The following is a 17,452-nucleotide window of genomic DNA, read 5'->3' as shown; positions in this document are numbered from 1 at the left end:
TGCATCCGGGCCTGCAACGGACGGGAACCGATGGCCAGTCGACCCCGTCAATCAATGGGTAGTTCAATCTCGTCCAGCATTCGAAAGACGCCAGCGCGGAATGCTGTGCTGTCCTTCGATGGAGACCATCCTCTTGAAGAACCCATTACCCAAAAGCCGTTTTCGACAGGCTTTTGGGTAATATGTTCTAAAAACGGTCAAAGAGAGGCGGCCACGAAGGCCACCTCCCTTTCGCATTTCGTCGAATTACTTGACGTCGACCTTCGCGCCAGCGTCTTCGAGCTTCTTCTTGAGGTCAGCAGCTTCCGCCTTGGAAACGGCTTCCTTGACAGCCTTCGGAGCGCCTTCGACCAGGTCCTTGGCTTCCTTGAGGCCGAGGCCGGTGATGGCGCGGACTTCCTTGATGACGTTGATCTTGTTCGCGCCGGCATCCGTCAGGATGACGTCGAACTCGGTCTTTTCTTCTTCAGCCGGAGCAGCAGCGCCAGCAGCGCCACCGGCAGCAGCAACGGCTACCGGAGCAGCGGCGGAAACGCCCCACTTTTCTTCGAGAAGCTTGGAAAGCTCAGCAGCTTCCAGGACGGTCAGCGAGGAGAGGTCTTCAACGATCTTTGCGAGATCAGCCATTTTACTTTTCCTTTTGTTCGGTTCGAACTGGTTTTAAATACAACAGCGAAATTCCGCCTCAGGCGGCTTCGTCCTTCTTGGCATAGGCCGAGAACACGCGGGCAAGCTGGCTTGCCGGTGCTGCGACAACCGTCGCGACGCGGGTTGCCGGGGCGTTGAGAAGGCCCAGCAGCTTCGCGCGCAGCTCGTCGAGAGAAGGCAGGGTCGCAAGCGACTTGACACCTTCGGCGTTGAGCGTGGTTGCCCCCATGGCGCCGCCCAGAACAACGAGCTTGTCGTTGGTCTTGGCGAAATCCACGACGACCTTCGGAGCCGTTACGGGGTCTTCGCTGAAAGCGATCAGCGTCTGACCCTTGAAGAGATCGATCATCCCTTCAGACTCCGTGCCCTGAAGAGCGATCTTGGCCAGGCGGTTTTTCGCGACTCTGACGGTGCCGCCAGCAGCGCGCATCTTCGAACGGAAGTCGTTCATCTGCGCGACTGTGACACCAGCATAGTGGGCCACGACAACCGAACCGGAAGCCTTGAAGACTTCGTTCAGCTCCGTGACGAATTCGCGTTTTTCCGCTCTTTCCACTGTCTGTCTCCAGTTGGCAGGGTTGCTCATCGCAGCCCTGCCGGGTTTGCCTTTGTCACCCGGGATCATTCTCGATCCCAAGCAACGCTTGAGGATCCTGTCCCTTGGCGTTCCCGGAAAGCCGGGTCTGACACAAGGCAAGCGAGGTTCGAACCGAATTCCGACGCGTCCGCGTCTTCATGAAATTCAGATCTTACCCGTCTCATGCGGGCCAGGTGATTAAGGTAAAACCACCCGCAATCTCGGACAGGAGTTCCGGGCGGTAGGCCCGGAATTTCCGGCCCCGAAAGGCCGGAAATCTGGTTACGGGCCGAAGCCCGTCAAATCGTCAATCAGGCAGCGCTGATCGTTGCCGGGTCGACCTTGAGGCCGGGGCCCATGGTCGAAGAAACAGCCACGCGCTTGACGTAGTTGCCCTTGGCGCCGGTCGGCTTTGCCTTGATCACGGCATCTGCGAAGGCGCGGATGTTTTCTTCGAGCGCCTTGGCATCGAAGGAAGCCTTGCCGATGCCGGCGTGAACGATACCCGCCTTCTCAACGCGGAACTCGACCGCGCCGCCCTTCGAAGCCTTGACTGCTCCGGCGACGTCCATGGTGACGGTGCCGACCTTCGGGTTCGGCATCATGCCACGCGGGCCGAGAACCTTACCGAGACGGCCGACGAGCGGCATCATGTCGGGGGTCGCGATGCAGCGATCGAAGTCGATCTTGCCGCCCTGTACGATTTCGACGAGCTCTTCCGCACCGACGACGTCGGCGCCGGCAGCCTTGGCTTCGTCAGCCTTCGCGCCACGGGCGAAAACGGCGACGCGAACCGACCGGCCGGTGCCGTTCGGCAGATTGACCACGCCGCGGACCATCTGGTCGGCATGGCGCGGATCGACGCCGAGGTTCATAGCGACTTCGATCGTTTCGTCGAACTTGGCCGTCGCACGCTCCTTGACCAGCGTTACGGCCTCGGTAAGGCCATAGAGCTTCGCCGGATCGATGCCCTCGCGGGACTTCTGTACACGCTTTGCAATCTTCGCCATGGTCTTAGCCCGTCACTTCCAGGCCCATGGAGCGGGCCGAGCCCTCAACCATCGCCATTGCGCCTTCGATATCGGCCGCGTTGAGGTCCTTCATCTTGGCCTCTGCGATCGTGCGGATCTGAGCCTTGGAGATCGAGCCGGCCTTGGCCTTGCCCGGGGTCTTGGAGCCCGCCTGGACCTTCGCTTCGCGCTTCAGGAAGTAGCTGACAGGCGGCTGCTTCATGACGAATGTGAAGGACTTGTCCTGGTAATAGGTGATGACGACCGGGATCGGCATACCCTTTTCCATTTCCTGCGTGGCGGCGTTGAACGCCTTGCAGAATTCCATGATGTTAATGCCACGCTGACCAAGCGCAGGACCGATCGGCGGCGACGGGTTCGCCGAGCCGGCCTTTACCTGCAGCTTGAGCTGGCCTGCAACTTTCTTAGCCATTTCTCTCTGCCTTTCACTGCTCCTTTGCGGCGAGGCCGAAAAGGGAGCTCATCAGCCGGTTGCCCGGCCATTTGCCGATCGATCGACCGGCGGCTGCGGTTGCGTGGTGCGGATGAACCGACCCGGCTTAAGGTCGGAAACCTCCCACGCGATGCGGATCGCTCCGCCGAACAAGCCGATAAATCGGCCTGCCCATTCGTATTCGCTTACGCTCTATCAGACCTTTTCGACCTGCCCGTATTCCAGCTCGACAGGCGTCGCGCGGCCAAAGATCGATACCTCGACCTTCAAGCGCGACCGCTCTTCATCGACATCCTGAACGGTGCCGTTGAACGATGCGAACGGGCCGTCGGAAACGCGGACCTGCTCGCCAATCTCGAAGGAGACCGAAGGCTTCGGGCGCTCGACTCCGTCCTGCACCTGACCGAGAATACGGTCGGCCTCGTGATCAGGAATCGGCACCGGCTTGCTGTCCGTACCAAGGAAACCGGTCACTTTCGGCGTGTTCTTGATAAGGTGATAGGCCTCGTCGGTCAGATCGGCGCGAACGAGGACATAACCCGGAAAGAACTTCCGCTCCGCATCGACTTTGCGCCCGCGACGTACCTCGACCACCTTCTCGGTCGGGACGAGAATCTTTTCGAAGAGATGGGTGAGGCCCTTCTGCTTGGCCTTCTCCTCGATCGATTCGGCGACCTTCTTTTCGAAATTCGAATAGGCGTGAACAATATACCAGCGCGCAGCCATGCTACTCTCCACCCAATCAAGCGCCAACGTTGAGGATCAGGCTCATTACCCAACCCAGCAACTGGTCCGCACCAAAGAAAAAGGCGGCGGCAAAAGAGACCATGACGAAAACCATCAGCGTCGAGATCGTCGTCTCGCGCCGCGAAGGCCAAGTCACTTTCGACGTTTCAGCGCGCACCTGCTGCAGAAACGCAAATGGATTTGTTTTGGATGCCATATAATGCTCACGCCATTACGGCGCGTAAAGCCGACATGTCAGCCCCACGCACCGCGTGTCTGTTTGGACCCTACATAAAGACCGATTGCGAAAACCACAAGAGCCAACCAGTCTTTTTTGTGAATATACAAAGACGGCAATGCCGCCTTCCCCACGCATCCCAACACGGCAGGATCGGGAGAATGGCAGGGGCAGAGGGGCTCGAACCCCCGACCTGCGGTTTTGGAGACCGCCGCTCTACCAACTGAGCTATACCCCTACGGTGCCGCGACGCAACCGAACCGGCTGCATCCCAAGTCAGCGGCTTAATATTCAGTTTGCCGGACGCTTTCAAGCGCATTCGCAGCAAAAGAGAAAAAAGAATCAACAAAATTTCAGCCGCCCTCTCCGCGGGTGCCCGAACGGCGGCTGCGACGCGGCTGGAAGGACGAGGAAAGTAGTGGGCGGCATTCCGCCCGCTACACGCGCCTCAACTCATCGTGATCTAGTCGTCCAGCCGTACATATTTCCGCCAATCGTGCTCTTCCTTGAAACCGAGTACCTCGCGGATCTTGCGATTGGAAAGCAGCCCTTCGAATTCGCCGATCTCGCGCGTGAAGGGAACATTCGGATAGAACTGCCTGGCCAGTTCGCGCGAAGGCGTGTTGGCCGATACCGTGTCATTCGCGGCGTTGAATATCGCGAAGCCGAGACCATCCTTCTCAACGCAAAGCTTCACGATCTGGCCGAGGTCACGGGCATCGATATAGCTCCAGGCGATCCTTTTGCGGATCTCCGGATGGGCGAAATAATGCGGGAAGTCCGCATATTCATGCGGCTCGATCACGTTGCCGATGCGCAAAGCGTAAATATCGAAGCCGGAGCGCTCGGCGAAGGCCCTCGCCGTCTTCTCGTTCACCACCTTGGAAAGCCCGTAGGAATCCATCGGATCGACGTCGTAATCCTCTTCGAGAGGAAAGTGATGGAAGTCCCGGTGCCCCTCCGCAAAGCAGACGCCATAGGTCGTCTCGCTGGAAGCGACGATGATCTTTCGAATGCCGAGCTTCACCGCCGACTCGATGACGTTGTAGGTACCCATTACGTTGACCCGGAAGGTTTCGTTGTCGGGTTTGATGAGAATGCGCGGAATGGCCGCGAAATGCACGACGGCGTCGAAGGGCTGCATGCCCTGGTCGAGATCGGGGAAGTCCCGGTGCATCGACAGCGCATTGAACATCTGGCCGCTGTCGGTGATGTCGGCGATCAGATTGGTGACGCCGGGGCTGTCGAGCGGCACGAGATCGACATTGTGCACCTCATAGCCGGCCTCGATGAGGTAGGGCACGGCGTGCCGCCCGGCCTTCCCCGAGCCGCCGGTAAACAGAATTCGCTTTTTCATGATATATCCCCACGCAGAAGAAGACGTGCTGCAGCGACTTTGCTGTATGCGCCGCTCTGTAGGTTAGGTACTTTGCGCCCTTGCGCAAGATCGATCGTGCGTGGCGCCGAGTGTTCCTTCCGATTCACCACTTCAGACTATAGCGGACATCGACCACACTGCGCGGCGCCAGCAACGGATCGGCGACGGCCGCGCCGAGGCGCAGATTTCCGAAATTCTGTTCCACCCCAATCCGGCTCACACCGCTGACGCCGTCACGCGAAACCTGGCTCTGCACGGTGAGCGACGTTCGGCTTGCGGGAGACACGAGCTTGGCGGATTGAGTGAGCTTCGGTTCGCTGCACCGGCTCTCATAGGCGTTGCATTGGATAGCGATGCTCCGGTGGACCTCCGCATCGAGCGTGGGCGTGACGATCCAGCTGCGCGCGGTACCGGCGCCGAAGTTGCCGGCCCCTCGCAAAGCATTGTAGTCCACGCTGACCTGAGAGGAACGCGTGACCGCCCCTCGCCCGCTTCCGCGCGAAGCCGTTCCCCAGAGGCGGACCGGCGCGCCGGGTGGATTGATCTTGCCAGAGCGTGTGGCGTCCATCGAGACTTCGGCACCGGCGGACGTGTTCCACCGGCCCGTGCGGCGAACGCCGAACCGGAACTTGTAGGAGTTGGCTCCGGTCTTGGAAGGCGACCAGATAAGCCGGCGGTCATCGGCGGCCGAGGCAAATTGCGGGGACTTCCCGACGCAGATCAAAACGATGCCAGCCGCGGCAAGCCGCGTGGGAATACGTCTTTTCATTGGCTTCCGATCCTGCTGCATATTTCCGCCAATCGGAGCCGATTGAGGACAAACATGCTGCAATTCAAGCGCTCAAGCGACCTTTGCGCGCCTAAAACGCGCGGCGCTGTAGGTCGCATTCGGCAAATCGTCAGGACCGGAAGGTAACACGGACCGGCGGCAAGGTCCCGGGATATTCGGGCGATGCGTGCGGGACTATGCAAGCACTGTTGCAAACATCACACGCGAAAGAGATCGCCCGCCGCTTCAAAAGCGTTGATTGGTAAACGGCCAAAAAGAAAAACCCCGCGGTTGCCCGCGGGGTTCGAAGTCCGGTCCGACCGGAATTACTCGACGATGGAGGCGACGATGCCTGCGCCGACGGTGCGGCCGCCTTCGCGGATAGCGAAGCGCAGCTTTTCTTCCATCGCGATCGGCACGATCAGCTCGACGTCAACCGTGACGTTGTCGCCCGGCATGACCATTTCCGTGCCTTCCGGAAGCGTCACGATGCCGGTCACGTCCGTCGTGCGGAAGTAGAACTGCGGACGGTAGTTGGTGAAGAACGGCGTGTGACGGCCACCCTCCTCCTTCGTCAGGATGTAGGCTTCGGCCTTGAACTTGCGGTGCGGCTTGACCGAACCCGGCTTGCACAGAATCTGGCCGCGCTCGACGCCGTTGCGGTCGACACCGCGAAGCAGCGCGCCGATGTTGTCGCCGGCCTGGCCCTGGTCGAGCAGCTTGCGGAACATTTCAACGCCGGTGCAGGTCGTCTTCGTCGTCGGACGGATGCCGACGATCTCGATTTCCTCACCGACCTTGACGATGCCGCGCTCGACGCGACCGGTCACGACCGTACCGCGGCCCGAGATCGAGAACACGTCTTCGATCGGCATCAGGAACGGCTGGTCGATCGGACGCTCAGGCGTCGGGATGTAGGCGTCGACCGCAGCCATCAGCTCGCGGATCGCGTCTTCGCCGATCTTCTTGTCGGAATCTTCAAGCGCAGCCAAAGCCGAACCCTTGATGATCGGAATGTCGTCGCCCGGGAATTCGTAGGACGACAGCAGCTCGCGCACTTCCAGCTCGACCAGCTCGAGCAGTTCAGCGTCGTCGACCTGGTCGACCTTGTTCAGGAACACCACGATCGCCGGAACGCCGACCTGGCGGGCGAGCAGGATGTGCTCGCGCGTCTGCGGCATCGGGCCGTCAGCGGCCGAAACAACCAGGATCGCGCCGTCCATCTGCGCCGCACCGGTGATCATGTTCTTGACGTAGTCGGCGTGGCCGGGGCAGTCGACGTGCGCATAGTGACGGTTCGGCGTCTCGTATTCGACGTGCGCCGTCGAAATGGTGATGCCGCGCGCCTTTTCTTCCGGCGCAGCGTCGATCTGGTCATACGCCTTGAACTCGCCGAAATACTTCGTGATCGCTGCCGTCAGCGACGTCTTGCCATGGTCAACGTGGCCAATCGTGCCAATGTTGACGTGCGGCTTATTGCGCTCAAATTTGCTCTTTGCCATGGGTACGCTTCCTGTGGTCAAATCGGATGGATCAGCCGGCGGGGCCGGTTTGTCGAGCCGTTTAAGGGTTTCGTCGCATTTGCGCAAGACTTAATTGCGTGCGCCGGAACGGCAAGGTCTCGCCTCTTCAGAAAGGCAGCGGCAAGCGGCGGCAGAAGTACCCAAAGCGCTACGCCTCGGGCCGGAAAATAGAACGTAAACAAGCGCGTGCGGCACAATCCTGAAGTGCAGCGGATTTTTTTGGTGCTTTGAAAAAGAAGCTGGAGCGGGTAGCGGGAATCGAACCCGCGTATTCAGCTTGGAAGGCTGCTGCTCTACCATTGAGCTATACCCGCGGGCCTTCGATCCTGAAGCAGAATGGTGGAGGGAGTTGGATTTGAACCAACGTAGGCTGAGCCAACGGATTTACAGTCCGTCCCCTTTAACCACTCGGGCATCCCTCCATTTTTCTGTCGGGATCAATCGACCAAGCATTTGAGATCGCGTAAGAACCGGCGTCGTTTGTCGCCGCCCCGCGATCTGCGCCGGGTATATGACCGCCTGCATTCGTCCTGTCAACACGGCGAAATGCAAATTCTCAGAATTTCTCCACTGCCGACCGCAGCGGCGATTTCCGAAATCAGTTTCAACCGGAGGCGAAGCTCACTATAAGACCGGCATGAGCAAGGACAAGACCGGCGACAAGAGCGCCAAAGACACCCATTATGCAAATCTGCGCCGTGCGCACCGGGACGCCCGGCGCGAACGCGGGGAGATTCCGACTCCGCGCCAGGACAAGCGCGGAAAGCTGCCCGCCGACTGGAAGCCGCCGGCGCTTGCCCCGGACCAGGTGCTCCTCTACGGCCTGCACACGGTCCGCGCCGCCCTCGACAATCCGGAACGCCGCATCATCCGCCTCTCGGTAACGCAGAACGCCGCCGCGCGCCTGGAGCTCGGCGATCTGGCGGCGCTCCCCTTCCCGGCCGAGACTGTAACGCCGCAGGAGCTCGACCGCATGCTCGGGCCCGATGCCATTCACCAGGGCGTGATGCTGGAGACGCAGCCTCTGCCGCACCGCAAGCTCGAGGCTCTTCGCGACTGCCCCTTGATTCTCGTTCTCGATCAGGTGACCGATCCCCACAATGTCGGAGCGATCATGCGCTCGGCGGTCGCCTTCGACGCAGGCGCGCTCATTACGACGATGCGCCACAGTCCAACCGAATCAGGTGTGCTGGCGAAATCGGCCTCGGGTGCGCTGGAGCTCATTCCTTATATCCAGATCACCAATCTCGCCGACACCCTCGAGGAGCTCCACGAACTCGGCTTCATGACGATAGGCCTCGATTCGGAGGGGCCGCAGCCGCTCGAAGGCACATTCGTCGGCGACAAGATCGCGCTGGTGCTCGGTTCGGAGGGTAAGGGCCTGCGCCAGAAGACCCGGCAGATGGTCAAGGCGCTCGCACGGCTCGACATGCCCGGCGCTATCAAGTCGCTGAACGTGTCGAATGCCGCCGCCATCGCAATGTACGCGGCAAGACATCATCTTAGGGGATAGGTGCCGGCGGGACGATCGTCACGGCGAGACCCGCCGTCGGGCAGCCGTCCTGCAATCTCTTCCATGTCGTGACGTTGAGGTTCATTTCGCAGCGCGCGAGATAGGAGACGTCGCCGATGCGGATGCACGCAGTCTGGCCGAGTTCGTATTTGCCCCCATCGCGGTGACGACAGGTGCACCGCCCGCCCGGCGCAGACGCGGAAACACTTCCGGCCACCAGGGCGACGGCCGCGAGCGACAACGCCAGAAACCGCAGGGCGCGCACGCATTTCATGCCCGACAGAATAGCGCAGTTTCGACCCGATCAGAAACGGAGAATGCCGGCTGATTGCTCGGCCGGCATCCTCCGCAACGAACCGGCGCCACGGCGCCGGCCGAATGATTAGCTTGCGAGCTTCAGAACGTTGCCCTGAGCAATCGTCTTTTCGGCTTCGGCTATGGCGAACTGCTTCTGGTCGGGGCCGAGATTCAGGCCCTCTGCGCGGATGAACTCGATGTCCGTTATGCCGAAGAAACCGAAGACCGACCGCAGATAGGTTTCCTGGTGGTCCATGGCGGAAGCCGGGGCGACCGAATAATGACCGCCACGGGTGGAGGCGACGATCACCTTCTTGCCCTTGGCGAGGCCCTCCGGTCCTGCTTCGGTATAGCGGAAGGTTTTGCCGGCAACGGCCAGACGGTCGATCCAGGCCTTGAGCTGGCTCGGGATCGAGAAGTTATACATCGGCGCACCGACGACGACCGTGTCGGCAGCCAGGAATTCCTCGAGCATCTGGCGGCCGATACGCACATCGGCGGCCAGAGCGGCATCGACACCCTCGAGGTCTGCAGGCGCCATGATCTGTGCGCCGGTCAGGTGCGGAACGCGTTCGGATGCGAGATCCCGATAGGTGATCTCCGCATCGGGCTGGTCGGCCTTGAGCTGCGACACGATTGCCGATGTCAGGCGGCGGGAGACGGAGTGTTCGCCGAGAATGCCGGAGTCGATATGGAGGATTTTCATGGGAAGCACCTTTGCTTACGTTGCGGTGCATCACATATGATCTGCAAACAATCATTCGATAAGTCAGCGAATATTTGACATTCCGTTTCCCCAGGGAAACAATTCGGCATATATCGCGGCAGATGGCCCCCTGAGCTCCAATCGTCACCCTCCAATCGACGGGGAGCCGCACCGAACGTCGATACCGCCTTTGATGGGAGGCACTCATGCAGGATCTCAACGATATCGCGCTCTTCGCCGCAGTCGTCAAACACAATGGCTTCAGCGCCGCCGCGCGCGACCTGAACGTGCCGAAATCCAAGCTCAGCAAACATGTCGCACGCCTGGAGGAGCAATTGGGCGTGCGTCTGCTCGAGCGCTCGACGCGCAAGCTTCGAATGACCGAAATCGGCCGCGTCTTTTACGAGCACGCCCAGGGGCTGCTCGACGGCGTGGCCGCCGCCGAAGCCGAGATCGCCGCAGTGCGCGCCGAGCCGACGGGCGTCGTCCGGCTCGCCTGTCCTATCGGCTTCACACCGATGCTCGCCGACATCCTGCCCGCCTTTCACCGCCGATATCCGGGTGTCCGCCTGTTGATCACCGCCTCCAACCGGCGGATCGATCTCATCGAGGAACGGATCGACGTGGCCTTGCGCGCACGCGACCAGCTCGACACCGACAGCCAGCTGATCGTCCGCAAATTCGGCGAAGTGCGCCAACGCCTCGCCGCCAGCCCGACGCTTCTCGCGCGCCTTGGTGAGATCACGACCGACAATCTTTCGCAAATGCCGACGCTGTCGATGAATGAGCAGCACCCCAATGATGTCTGGCGGCTCGTCCACGCAACCGGGGGAGCGATCGAGATCGCTCACCGGCCCATCGTCGGCTGCAGCGATTTTCTCATCCTCGAACGCGCAGCCATCGAAGGCATGGGCATAGCGCTGCTGCCCGACCACATCTGCGAGCGCGCCTTCCGAACCGGCGCCCTCGTTCCGGTCCTGCCGGAGTGGACCTCCGGCAACGTCATGGTTCACCTCGTCTTCCCCTCGCGCCACGGCCTGCTGCCCGCGACCCGCGCTCTCATCGACTTTCTGGCGGAAAATCTGATCAAGGCGCTGGAGCGCTGCCGCGAGGTCGACCCGAGGCCGGCCGCGTCGTTCGAGATTTGATGATGGTGTTTCGTGCGTCCCGCCCGTATTCGCCTCGAAGCGAAGCGTTATCGAGCGCCGAGGACGAGGATGCGGTACGGCGAGGCATGCGGGAACCCGGAGGACTTTAAGATGTCCGGAGGACTTGAAGATGAGTAACGCGCTGGTACCAGAGTTTGCTGTCTCCGATTGGCAGGCTTCCAAAGAATTCTACTGTAATATCCTCGGTTTCTCGTGCGACTACGAACGGCCGGAAGAGGGCTTTTGTTATCTCAGTCGGGACGGCGCGGAACTCATGCTCGATCAGATCGGCGCGGGGCGCACCTTCGATGACGGCCACCTTCCGCAGAGTTATCCCTTTGGAAAGGGGCTGAACGTCCAAATTCGCGTTGCCTCAGCCGATGCCCTTGTTCGAGCCTTGACCGACAAGGGAATCGCGCTCTACCTCCCCCTCGAGGAACGCTGGTATCGACGGGGTGAGGAAGAGGTCGGCAATCGCCAGTTCGTGGTCGCAGATCCCGACGGATACCTGCTGCGGTTCTATGAGCCTTTGGGGCTGCGCCCCGGAGCTTCATGAGGCTGCTTCGCTTCTCATGTTGGCCCGCCGAAGCGGAGTGCAGCAGGGCCATATGAGGGCCTGTTGGACGTTGTGCGGCCGCCCTCCGGACAAATCGGCGAGAGGATTTCCGCGTCTCCATTCCGAGTACGGATCAACACCAAAGCGAAGGAAAAATAACGGCGGAAAGCGATATGGTGCCCCCAGAGAGACTCGAACTCCCGACCTACTGATTACAAATTATATCAAATCCGAGACATTACAGTCACTTAGCTGCAATGCCTTGTCCGACTTTGCCACGATACTCAGTGCTGTTGAGGCTAAGATAATCCCTACTTTTCAACGGCACGCAGTATGCGGTCGCTGGTATCGCCAAGCTGCTTGATGGTCACTTCGATGCGGGTGAGCCGATCGCGCGTGTCGTCGCGTTCATTCTCCATCTTGACCAGACGCGCCTCAAGGCGTGCCCGCTCGGAGGCTTCGGTCACGAGTGCCGCCGCCTGCAGGGCCAAGTCTGTCTTAAACTGGTACCAGGAGCCAAAGAGGCCCGCCATCACCACAACGATGGTGATGATATTGCCGATCGAAAGCCGGCGATCGAACCAGCCCGCATTCTCATTCATGCAACAGAGACCTTGCAGTTCGGGGCCGTTGCGCCGGTCAGAGACACGAAGACATTGCCCGCGGATGTGAACGCCAGCTGCTGCTTGGGATCACTGTCTCCGTCGACGTCGGCCGCCGCCAGCTTGCTGTCCGGCACGGGCACGATCTCGCCGCCGTCTACCTGCGTGTGGACACGAAGCGTGCCGCCGCCGAGGCTGCCGCTGTAGCTCAATACGCGATACCCGGCATCGCTTCGGGCGTCGATCCCGAAGCTGACCGGCGTAGCTGTGTCGGCGGTGAAAGTCTTCGTCGGCATGGCAGCCTCCTATTTGCGGCAGCCGGGATCCTGCCGGCACTGCCTGTTGTTGGACGAGATCGCCGGCCCGGCCGTCGCATCCTGCGATGCTGCCCTGGCCGCGCCGGGATCGGAGAACCGCACGAACTGGTAGCCGGAGCCCTCAGCCGCAGGCACTGTCTGGCAGGCCGCTGTCACGCATGAACACAAGGCAACGATCGCGGTCCGAAAGCTTCTTGAAGTTCGCATTGCTCTTCTCCAGATTCTGGATCCGCTCCAGCGCGTTCTTGCTGGCCTCGACGGCCAGCGCCTGACGCTCGATGCGCTGGCCGTAGGAGCAGGCCGGTATGACCATAAGGGCCGCTCCGACGATCGACCCAATGCCTGCGGTTATCCACTTCATTGGCGCCCGCCTCTGACTTCTGGGTCGCTCGGCAGAACGGCCGGCCGCGGACGCATCCAGATATTGACGAGGAAGGCGGCGGCGATCACCCAGCGCTGATATTCGGCGGGGACAAGCGCCAGCAGCTCGGGCGAATTCAGGAGATCCGGCGCCACGATCGCCAGCGTCAGGATCAGGTTGAGGATCCAGGTGCGGAAACGAATGATGCGCTCGACAAGCCTCTTCATGCCCGTGCTCCGAGGAGCTTTGCGAGCAGCTGCGCGAGCACGGCCCAAAGAGAGGGCTTGGCCGCTGGGACAGACTGCGGCTGCGGGCCCGCAGGGGACGGCTTTGGCAGCGGCACCAGAGGCTCGGCGTCTGCCGCCGCAAGAACCTGCCGGAGGATCGCCTCGACGCGCTCCGGCTTGACAAGCGCCTTGTTGAGGCCATCGCCGGCATAGTAGCTCTGGCCGCGCCTCACCGCACGGTGCGCTCCCTGACATGGCGCGAGCACCGGGAAGCTCGCCCATTCCTGCGCTATTGCTTTGCCGAAGGCCAAGATCGACATGTCGCCGGCAATGAACTTCTCATAGCCGCGGCGCAGCAGCAGATAATAGCCGAGCCTGTCCTGCAGATCCTTATCAAAGATGAGATCGCCGCGGAGCGACGGGATCTCTTGCGCAATCCCGATCAAGGTCGCGCGCATGAACTGGTACCGGCCGGCCGCGCTCGACTTGAAGCGCTTCGTCCAGCTCGCCTGCGCTTCGACGATATCGCCATAGGTCATCGACGTAAGCAGCTTCGCCAGTTTGTCCTGGTTATTGCCATAGATCGTGTCGTAGCCCCTCGGCGCCTCGATGCCGCCGATCGCGTCGAGCAGCAACATCGCGGGCGCGGGCACGAAGGCAGGAAGTGACTTGCGCATGAGAACAGGCTCCAGCATCTCGATGCTGAAGCCTACGACGTCGGCGCTACCGTCAAATGCGGGGCGGTTGCTGCCAATTACCCGAATCAAGCAGGTGTTGTAGGGAACGCTATGGTGCCGTGGATCGAGGATTGTAGATGCCAGCGCAACTGGAACAGTTTGAAAGCGCATACGCTTTGATCGATGAAGCGCAGGAGGGCGTGGATGATTTCCTATCCGCCCTGGTAGAGTTCGAACGAGAGCGCCCTGCGCAATGGCTGCGAGAGGAAGACCCCTCCACCAACAAGATCCTTCTGAAACTCGCGTTTGAACCACCGTCTTCCAAGATCCGGCGCCAAGCTTATCGGGTCGTTAACGACTGCCGGCACGCCCTTGATCAGGCGGTGTTCGCAGGCACTACCCTCATTTCTCCAACCGGAGGCAAGAAAACGTATTTTCCGTTTGCGAGCGATCCCGCGGAGTTCGAAGATCTGTTTACGAAGAAGAGGAACTGCGCCGACGTTGCCCCCGAACTCAAAGCCGTCTTACGCGGCTTCGAACCATGGTGGCCGTCACCAAATCATATCGGCGGAAACTTCCTGCTACGCACGCTCGGGAAAATCTCGGGCCCGAACAAGCATCAAGTCCCTGTGTCAACGATGGTGCAGGCGTATCCGTCGAAAGTTGAATTCTCAACTGAGCATCCCGTCGAGTTCCGTTTGCCGCCGGAGAAGGTTGAAGGGAAAAACGAATTTGTGATCGCCTACCTTCCTCGCCATGGACTTGAAAAGCTCAAAGTAGAAGCGCGGTCACACTACATGCTGGCAGGGATACCTGAATTGCACGACAAGGCGGCCCTGGCTATTTTTTGCGATTTCATCGCGCTCACTTCCCGGATCGTCCAGGACATCGAGGCCACGGTCGTCTCGCTTACCAGCCCGCCCGCTTGATCTTCCACTCACCCTCCGGCTTGTGCAGCGCGACGAGCTTCTGGAGCTCCTGTTTCGGCAGCCAATCCGATGCCTCTTCGGCCGTTTCGCCCCCCTGCCACTGGCCCGGATAGGCGGTTTCGATACCTTCTTTGGCCTCGACCAGATTGGTTGCTATCACCTCGGCATAAAAGCCATGGTGGAAGCTGGTTTCCTTGAACGTGAAATAGAAGCTATCCATGATTGTCCCTCTTATGGGCCAGGCCGCACGATCGCAGTGATCGGAAGCGGGTTGGGGAGAGTTGCCGACACCGCGCCAGTTTCATTCTGAACTCGCACGGTCAATATGTCCGCCTGCTTAACGGTTGCACCGATGTTCATGCCTGCGACAGAACCGGAGTTGACCAAAGCCGAGGGTTCGTCACCAAGCCTGGCGCCGGTCACGGTGACATCGAGCGAGAAGCCGGAGCCATCGGCGAGCGTACCGCCGGCGGTGTAGTTCGCCGTGCCTGTCAGCTTTCCGTCCCGCCAAGCCACGGCATTGTTGCTCGTCGCGGCGAAGGCCGGCGAGTTATTCACATGGATCGCCTTGCGGTCGATCGTGCCACCGTCAGTGCGAATGTCGAAGTTGCCGGCATCGAGCACCGTTTCGCGCTTTACGGTGTCGAAGACGATCGAGCGCTCGGCTGCGATCGCGCTGTCAAGATGAACGGTGTGAACGCTTTCACCAGCCTCCGGGGCGAACTGGGCGTCAATAGCATGCAGCCGAGAGGCGCCCGTCTGGTAGATCACCGCCGTGCGGCCAAGCGAATGGCGCCCTTTGGCGACCAGCTCACTGTGCTGCCCCCAGAAGCCATAGAGCGCCTTTTTGTTCGTTGCGTCCGGCCGGTCATAGATATCGTTGCCGTTCAGCTCCACGTGCACAGGCATCGTCGACGACGCGCCCAACGCGCGGACGCCAATCAGGTTAGCGTGAGCCGCGTTCCAATCCATGTAGAGCTGGTTGCGGATGATCCAGTTATAGAGCGGCGCCGGGTTATTCTTGATCCAGCTGCCGGCGCCCGTGCCAGGTACGACGCCGCCTTCGTTGCTGGCACCGATATTGACGCGGTTATAACTGTTGCCGTCGAGCAGAACGTTCGAGCTGCTGAAGCGCAGGCCGACACTGACGATATCTTCCAGGTGATTGCCGACGCAGACAATTTGGTTGTTGCGCATGGTTCTAGCTTCGCAGAAGTCCAGCCCGCTGCTGTCGGAAACCCTGCGAACGACGTTGAAGAAGGCGAACGCTCGCTCGGCCTCGATGTTGGCCGGCCCTTTGATGAAGTCCTCGAAGATATTCCCCCAAAGCAGTACATGGAGTGCATTGAAGATGTTGAGGCCGGAGGAGGACCAAAGGCCGGAGTTGAAATCCCGCTTCTTGGTGAAGTAGCTGCGCATGACTTGCACGATCGCCGTGCGGTTGTCGTCGGCGATTTGCAGGTTTTCGCCTGGCGACGAACGGAAGATGCAGCGGTCGACCGTGACCCTGGTGGGATTGCGGATCAGGATTTCGGCGTTCTCGTAGTCGTTCTTGTTGGCAGGCGGCGTGTTGACACCGCCGGTATATCGCCGGTTCGCACCGCGCGTCATCGTCACCCGATCGAGATCGGTCTCGCCGCCTCGGAAGTAGAGAAGCGGCTCGCCGCCTTGCATCACGACGCCAGGGTTGTTCTGGCCATTCAGAATGACATTGCGGAGCGCAATCTTCCGGTTGTCCGCAGACTGGGTCGAGAGCATGGTGAAGGCGTAGTTATTGCCCGGCTCGTGTTCGCTAAAGTCAGCGAACAGTGTCGAGCCACCGCCGTCGAAATCGAAGTCGGCCGGGACGGCGCCATGGATGAGCTTGTAGCCGCGGCCGCCTGGCGAAGTGAGGCCCTTGAGGCCACGATCTGCCATAACCTCGACGGCGTCGAGAAAGGTCGTGGTTTCGTCGCGGAGATTGTTGGTCGCCGCATCGCCGAAGAGGCCGTGGCGCGCAAGGTCGATCCTCCCCGTTTCCTGCGCCTCGCGATACCACCTCTGGACCGGAGGACCACTGACTGGCTTCACGGTGACCTCGACGTAGTCGCTCCTGGCAGGATCCGCATCGACAGGATCGATGAACATGCCAGGGCCAATGCCGAGTTCATGAAACCCGCGCGTCTGAAAGGCGGTTGTGCCCTGGGGGATCTCAAGAACGGCGAGCGCGTCTACAGTCGAATAAATCGGCACGTTGCCCTGTGCTATAAGATCAGCAGCAGCGGCGACCGCTATGTCGCGTGCGGCCTGCGCCTCGGCGGCAAGCGCCGGCAAGTCGGGACCGGGCACCATCCGCCCGTCCTTAACCATCAGGATATCGCCGTCAGCCAATTCAGGATCGGCGGGGAACACATCACGCCGCAATTCCTGCTGCGTGGTGGCGATCTTTGACAGCTCCTTTTCGAGCCCGGTCATATCGATCCGGGTTCCCTTTTCGACGCCGGCCGAACGCTCGGCGAGGCGCACCGAACGCACCTGGTAGCGTGTCGTCGTCGGGACGTCATAGGGAAATTCAACCGTGAAATAGTCGAAGGGCTCGCTGGAGACTTTCGCAACGGTCACGCTAGCCGTCGAAAAGAACTCCGCATCAACCGGCCGCACCAAGACCTCGACATCCTCAGTGTCGAATACCTTCAATCCGTCGAATGGACCATAGACCCTACCGCCATTGCCGACGAGGACGTCGGTCTGCCGCACACCGCGTGGAATGGGATATGGATTGGTCATGGCCGCCCTGCCCTGATTGTCGGATCAGAG

The 17,452-nt window shown here is 60.6% G+C and carries 22 protein-coding genes and 3 tRNA genes; 4 read left to right on the top strand and 21 right to left on the bottom strand.

The genetic code is table 11. The features are described from left to right. Nucleotides 1–246: 246 nt before the first annotated feature. The 12 genes from rplL to BHD07_RS08845 all read right to left on the bottom strand — a co-directional run bounded on the left by rplL (nucleotide 247) and on the right by BHD07_RS08845 (nucleotide 7,745). Nucleotides 247–627, bottom strand: coding sequence for a 50S ribosomal protein L7/L12 (gene rplL, locus BHD07_RS08900; protein WP_014328058.1), 381 nt, complete (start codon nucleotides 625–627; stop codon nucleotides 247–249). 58 nt (nucleotides 628–685) lie between these two features. After that, a complete protein-coding gene (gene rplJ, locus BHD07_RS08895; RefSeq protein ID WP_026169172.1) occupies nucleotides 686–1,204 on the bottom strand; it encodes a 50S ribosomal protein L10 in 519 nt (172 codons plus the stop codon). 332 nt (nucleotides 1,205–1,536) lie between these two features. Further along, entirely contained in the window at nucleotides 1,537–2,235 is a 699-nt protein-coding gene (gene rplA, locus BHD07_RS08890) for a 50S ribosomal protein L1 (RefSeq protein ID WP_018099704.1), read from the bottom strand. A 4-nt stretch (nucleotides 2,236–2,239) separates the two neighbouring features. Next, nucleotides 2,240–2,668, bottom strand: coding sequence for a 50S ribosomal protein L11 (gene rplK / locus BHD07_RS08885; RefSeq protein ID WP_018099703.1), 429 nt, complete (start codon nucleotides 2,666–2,668; stop codon nucleotides 2,240–2,242). A gap of 216 nt (nucleotides 2,669–2,884) precedes the next feature. After that, nucleotides 2,885–3,415, bottom strand: coding sequence for a transcription termination/antitermination protein NusG (gene nusG, locus BHD07_RS08880; protein ID WP_003536182.1), 531 nt, complete (start codon nucleotides 3,413–3,415; stop codon nucleotides 2,885–2,887). Nucleotides 3,416–3,431: 16 nt separating this feature from the next. Beyond that, nucleotides 3,432–3,632 carry a preprotein translocase subunit SecE gene (gene secE / locus BHD07_RS08875; RefSeq protein WP_003536180.1) on the bottom strand — a complete coding sequence of 67 codons (201 nt, stop codon included), beginning with the start codon at nucleotides 3,630–3,632 and terminating at the stop codon, nucleotides 3,432–3,434. Nucleotides 3,633–3,815: 183 nt separating this feature from the next. Next, nucleotides 3,816–3,891: transfer RNA gene (locus BHD07_RS08870), tRNA-Trp, on the bottom strand. Nucleotides 3,892–4,116: 225 nt separating this feature from the next. Further along, the gene (locus BHD07_RS08865; RefSeq protein WP_100672244.1) at nucleotides 4,117–5,010 is read right to left on the bottom strand and encodes an NAD-dependent epimerase/dehydratase family protein; all 894 of its coding nucleotides are present in this window, start codon (nucleotides 5,008–5,010) and stop codon (nucleotides 4,117–4,119) included. A 124-nt stretch (nucleotides 5,011–5,134) separates the two neighbouring features. Then, on the bottom strand, nucleotides 5,135–5,800 hold the full coding sequence (locus BHD07_RS08860; protein WP_100672243.1) for a hypothetical protein: 666 nt from the start codon (nucleotides 5,798–5,800) through the stop codon (nucleotides 5,135–5,137). Nucleotides 5,801–6,126: 326 nt separating this feature from the next. Then, nucleotides 6,127–7,302, bottom strand: coding sequence for an elongation factor Tu (gene tuf, locus BHD07_RS08855; RefSeq protein ID WP_100672242.1), 1,176 nt, complete (start codon nucleotides 7,300–7,302; stop codon nucleotides 6,127–6,129). A 261-nt stretch (nucleotides 7,303–7,563) separates the two neighbouring features. Continuing rightward, nucleotides 7,564–7,637: transfer RNA gene (locus BHD07_RS08850), tRNA-Gly, on the bottom strand. Between the two features lie 23 nt (nucleotides 7,638–7,660). Further along, nucleotides 7,661–7,745, bottom strand: a tRNA-Tyr gene (locus tag BHD07_RS08845). 215 nt (nucleotides 7,746–7,960) lie between these two features. Here BHD07_RS08845 and BHD07_RS08840 point away from each other — a divergent pair. Further along, nucleotides 7,961–8,836 (top strand): TrmH family RNA methyltransferase, encoded by an 876-nt coding sequence (locus BHD07_RS08840; protein ID WP_100672241.1) that lies wholly within the window; start codon nucleotides 7,961–7,963, stop codon nucleotides 8,834–8,836. On the opposite strand, the gene BHD07_RS08835 is transcribed toward BHD07_RS08840, so the two are convergent. Both BHD07_RS08835 and BHD07_RS08830 read right to left on the bottom strand, forming a co-directional pair. Next, the gene (locus BHD07_RS08835) at nucleotides 8,826–9,110 is read right to left on the bottom strand and encodes a hypothetical protein (protein WP_100672240.1); all 285 of its coding nucleotides are present in this window, start codon (nucleotides 9,108–9,110) and stop codon (nucleotides 8,826–8,828) included. The genes BHD07_RS08840 and BHD07_RS08835 overlap by 11 nt on opposite strands. 108 nt (nucleotides 9,111–9,218) lie before the next feature. Then, on the bottom strand, nucleotides 9,219–9,839 hold the full coding sequence (locus BHD07_RS08830) for an FMN-dependent NADH-azoreductase (RefSeq protein WP_100672239.1): 621 nt from the start codon (nucleotides 9,837–9,839) through the stop codon (nucleotides 9,219–9,221). Nucleotides 9,840–10,045: 206 nt separating this feature from the next. Here BHD07_RS08830 and BHD07_RS08825 point away from each other — a divergent pair, with 206 nt between their 5' ends. Further along, on the top strand, nucleotides 10,046–10,987 hold the full coding sequence (locus BHD07_RS08825; protein ID WP_100672238.1) for a LysR family transcriptional regulator: 942 nt from the start codon (nucleotides 10,046–10,048) through the stop codon (nucleotides 10,985–10,987). A gap of 130 nt (nucleotides 10,988–11,117) precedes the next feature. Next, complete coding sequence (locus BHD07_RS08820) at nucleotides 11,118–11,543, top strand: bleomycin resistance protein (RefSeq protein WP_100672237.1); 426 nt, start codon at nucleotides 11,118–11,120, stop codon at nucleotides 11,541–11,543. Between the two features lie 311 nt (nucleotides 11,544–11,854). Here BHD07_RS08820 and BHD07_RS08815 read toward each other — a convergent pair whose 3' ends face one another. From BHD07_RS08815 to BHD07_RS08795, 5 genes are all read right to left on the bottom strand, one after another. Then, the gene (locus BHD07_RS08815) at nucleotides 11,855–12,145 is read right to left on the bottom strand and encodes a hypothetical protein (protein ID WP_338279114.1); all 291 of its coding nucleotides are present in this window, start codon (nucleotides 12,143–12,145) and stop codon (nucleotides 11,855–11,857) included. Beyond that, nucleotides 12,142–12,441 (bottom strand): hypothetical protein, encoded by a 300-nt coding sequence (locus BHD07_RS08810; RefSeq protein WP_338279112.1) that lies wholly within the window; start codon nucleotides 12,439–12,441, stop codon nucleotides 12,142–12,144. The genes BHD07_RS08815 and BHD07_RS08810 overlap by 4 nt, the downstream gene beginning before the upstream one ends. 142 nt (nucleotides 12,442–12,583) lie before the next feature. Then, on the bottom strand, nucleotides 12,584–12,823 hold the full coding sequence (locus tag BHD07_RS08805; RefSeq protein ID WP_338279110.1) for a hypothetical protein: 240 nt from the start codon (nucleotides 12,821–12,823) through the stop codon (nucleotides 12,584–12,586). After that, complete coding sequence (locus BHD07_RS08800) at nucleotides 12,820–13,050, bottom strand: hypothetical protein (protein WP_338279108.1); 231 nt, start codon at nucleotides 13,048–13,050, stop codon at nucleotides 12,820–12,822. Before BHD07_RS08800 ends, BHD07_RS08805 begins: the two co-directional genes overlap by 4 nt. Further along, the gene (locus tag BHD07_RS08795) at nucleotides 13,047–13,727 is read right to left on the bottom strand and encodes a hypothetical protein (protein WP_445190477.1); all 681 of its coding nucleotides are present in this window, start codon (nucleotides 13,725–13,727) and stop codon (nucleotides 13,047–13,049) included. Before BHD07_RS08795 ends, BHD07_RS08800 begins: the two co-directional genes overlap by 4 nt. Before the next feature lie 137 nt (nucleotides 13,728–13,864). On the opposite strand from BHD07_RS08795, the gene BHD07_RS08790 reads away from it, so the two are divergent. Next, entirely contained in the window at nucleotides 13,865–14,656 is a 792-nt protein-coding gene (locus BHD07_RS08790) for a hypothetical protein (protein WP_338279106.1), read from the top strand. Here the strand turns inward: BHD07_RS08790 and BHD07_RS08785 are convergent. Next, entirely contained in the window at nucleotides 14,637–14,876 is a 240-nt protein-coding gene (locus tag BHD07_RS08785; RefSeq protein ID WP_338279104.1) for a hypothetical protein, read from the bottom strand. The genes BHD07_RS08790 and BHD07_RS08785 overlap by 20 nt on opposite strands. Nucleotides 14,877–14,887: 11 nt before the next feature. Next, a complete protein-coding gene (locus BHD07_RS08780) occupies nucleotides 14,888–17,422 on the bottom strand; it encodes a hypothetical protein (protein WP_338279102.1) in 2,535 nt (844 codons plus the stop codon). Between the last annotated feature and the right edge of the window lie 30 nt (nucleotides 17,423–17,452).

The sequence above is a fragment of the Sinorhizobium sp. KGO-5 genome (assembly GCF_036245905.1).
Lineage (GTDB): Bacteria > Pseudomonadota > Alphaproteobacteria > Rhizobiales > Rhizobiaceae > Sinorhizobium > Sinorhizobium meliloti_A.
Note: the sequence above shows the minus strand (reverse complement) of the source record. Positions and strands in the feature narration are given on the sequence as shown.

What these genes read in the sequence shown, in the direction of transcription:
- rplL (WP_014328058.1), bottom strand. Translation starts at nt 627, where the DNA reads ATGGCTGATCTCGCAAAGATCGTTGAAGACCTCTCCTCGCTGACCGTC.
- rplA (WP_018099704.1), bottom strand. Translation starts at nt 2,235, where the DNA reads ATGGCGAAGATTGCAAAGCGTGTACAGAAGTCCCGCGAGGGCATCGAT.
- rplK (WP_018099703.1), bottom strand. Translation starts at nt 2,668, where the DNA reads ATGGCTAAGAAAGTTGCAGGCCAGCTCAAGCTGCAGGTAAAGGCCGGC.
- nusG (WP_003536182.1), bottom strand. Translation starts at nt 3,415, where the DNA reads ATGGCTGCGCGCTGGTATATTGTTCACGCCTATTCGAATTTCGAAAAG.
- secE (WP_003536180.1), bottom strand. Translation starts at nt 3,632, where the DNA reads ATGGCATCCAAAACAAATCCATTTGCGTTTCTGCAGCAGGTGCGCGCT.
- BHD07_RS08865 (WP_100672244.1), bottom strand. Translation starts at nt 5,010, where the DNA reads ATGAAAAAGCGAATTCTGTTTACCGGCGGCTCGGGGAAGGCCGGGCGG.
- BHD07_RS08860 (WP_100672243.1), bottom strand. Translation starts at nt 5,800, where the DNA reads ATGAAAAGACGTATTCCCACGCGGCTTGCCGCGGCTGGCATCGTTTTG.
- tuf (WP_100672242.1), bottom strand. Translation starts at nt 7,302, where the DNA reads ATGGCAAAGAGCAAATTTGAGCGCAATAAGCCGCACGTCAACATTGGC.
- BHD07_RS08840 (WP_100672241.1), top strand. Translation starts at nt 7,961, where the DNA reads ATGAGCAAGGACAAGACCGGCGACAAGAGCGCCAAAGACACCCATTAT.
- BHD07_RS08835 (WP_100672240.1), bottom strand. Translation starts at nt 9,110, where the DNA reads ATGAAATGCGTGCGCGCCCTGCGGTTTCTGGCGTTGTCGCTCGCGGCC.
- BHD07_RS08830 (WP_100672239.1), bottom strand. Translation starts at nt 9,839, where the DNA reads ATGAAAATCCTCCATATCGACTCCGGCATTCTCGGCGAACACTCCGTC.
- BHD07_RS08825 (WP_100672238.1), top strand. Translation starts at nt 10,046, where the DNA reads ATGCAGGATCTCAACGATATCGCGCTCTTCGCCGCAGTCGTCAAACAC.
- BHD07_RS08820 (WP_100672237.1), top strand. Translation starts at nt 11,118, where the DNA reads ATGAGTAACGCGCTGGTACCAGAGTTTGCTGTCTCCGATTGGCAGGCT.
- BHD07_RS08815 (WP_338279114.1), bottom strand. Translation starts at nt 12,145, where the DNA reads ATGAATGAGAATGCGGGCTGGTTCGATCGCCGGCTTTCGATCGGCAAT.
- BHD07_RS08810 (WP_338279112.1), bottom strand. Translation starts at nt 12,441, where the DNA reads ATGCCGACGAAGACTTTCACCGCCGACACAGCTACGCCGGTCAGCTTC.
- BHD07_RS08805 (WP_338279110.1), bottom strand. Translation starts at nt 12,823, where the DNA reads ATGAAGTGGATAACCGCAGGCATTGGGTCGATCGTCGGAGCGGCCCTT.
- BHD07_RS08800 (WP_338279108.1), bottom strand. Translation starts at nt 13,050, where the DNA reads ATGAAGAGGCTTGTCGAGCGCATCATTCGTTTCCGCACCTGGATCCTC.
- BHD07_RS08795 (WP_445190477.1), bottom strand. Translation starts at nt 13,727, where the DNA reads ATGCGCAAGTCACTTCCTGCCTTCGTGCCCGCGCCCGCGATGTTGCTG.
- BHD07_RS08790 (WP_338279106.1), top strand. Translation starts at nt 13,865, where the DNA reads ATGCCAGCGCAACTGGAACAGTTTGAAAGCGCATACGCTTTGATCGAT.
- BHD07_RS08785 (WP_338279104.1), bottom strand. Translation starts at nt 14,876, where the DNA reads ATGGATAGCTTCTATTTCACGTTCAAGGAAACCAGCTTCCACCATGGC.
- BHD07_RS08780 (WP_338279102.1), bottom strand. Translation starts at nt 17,422, where the DNA reads ATGACCAATCCATATCCCATTCCACGCGGTGTGCGGCAGACCGACGTC.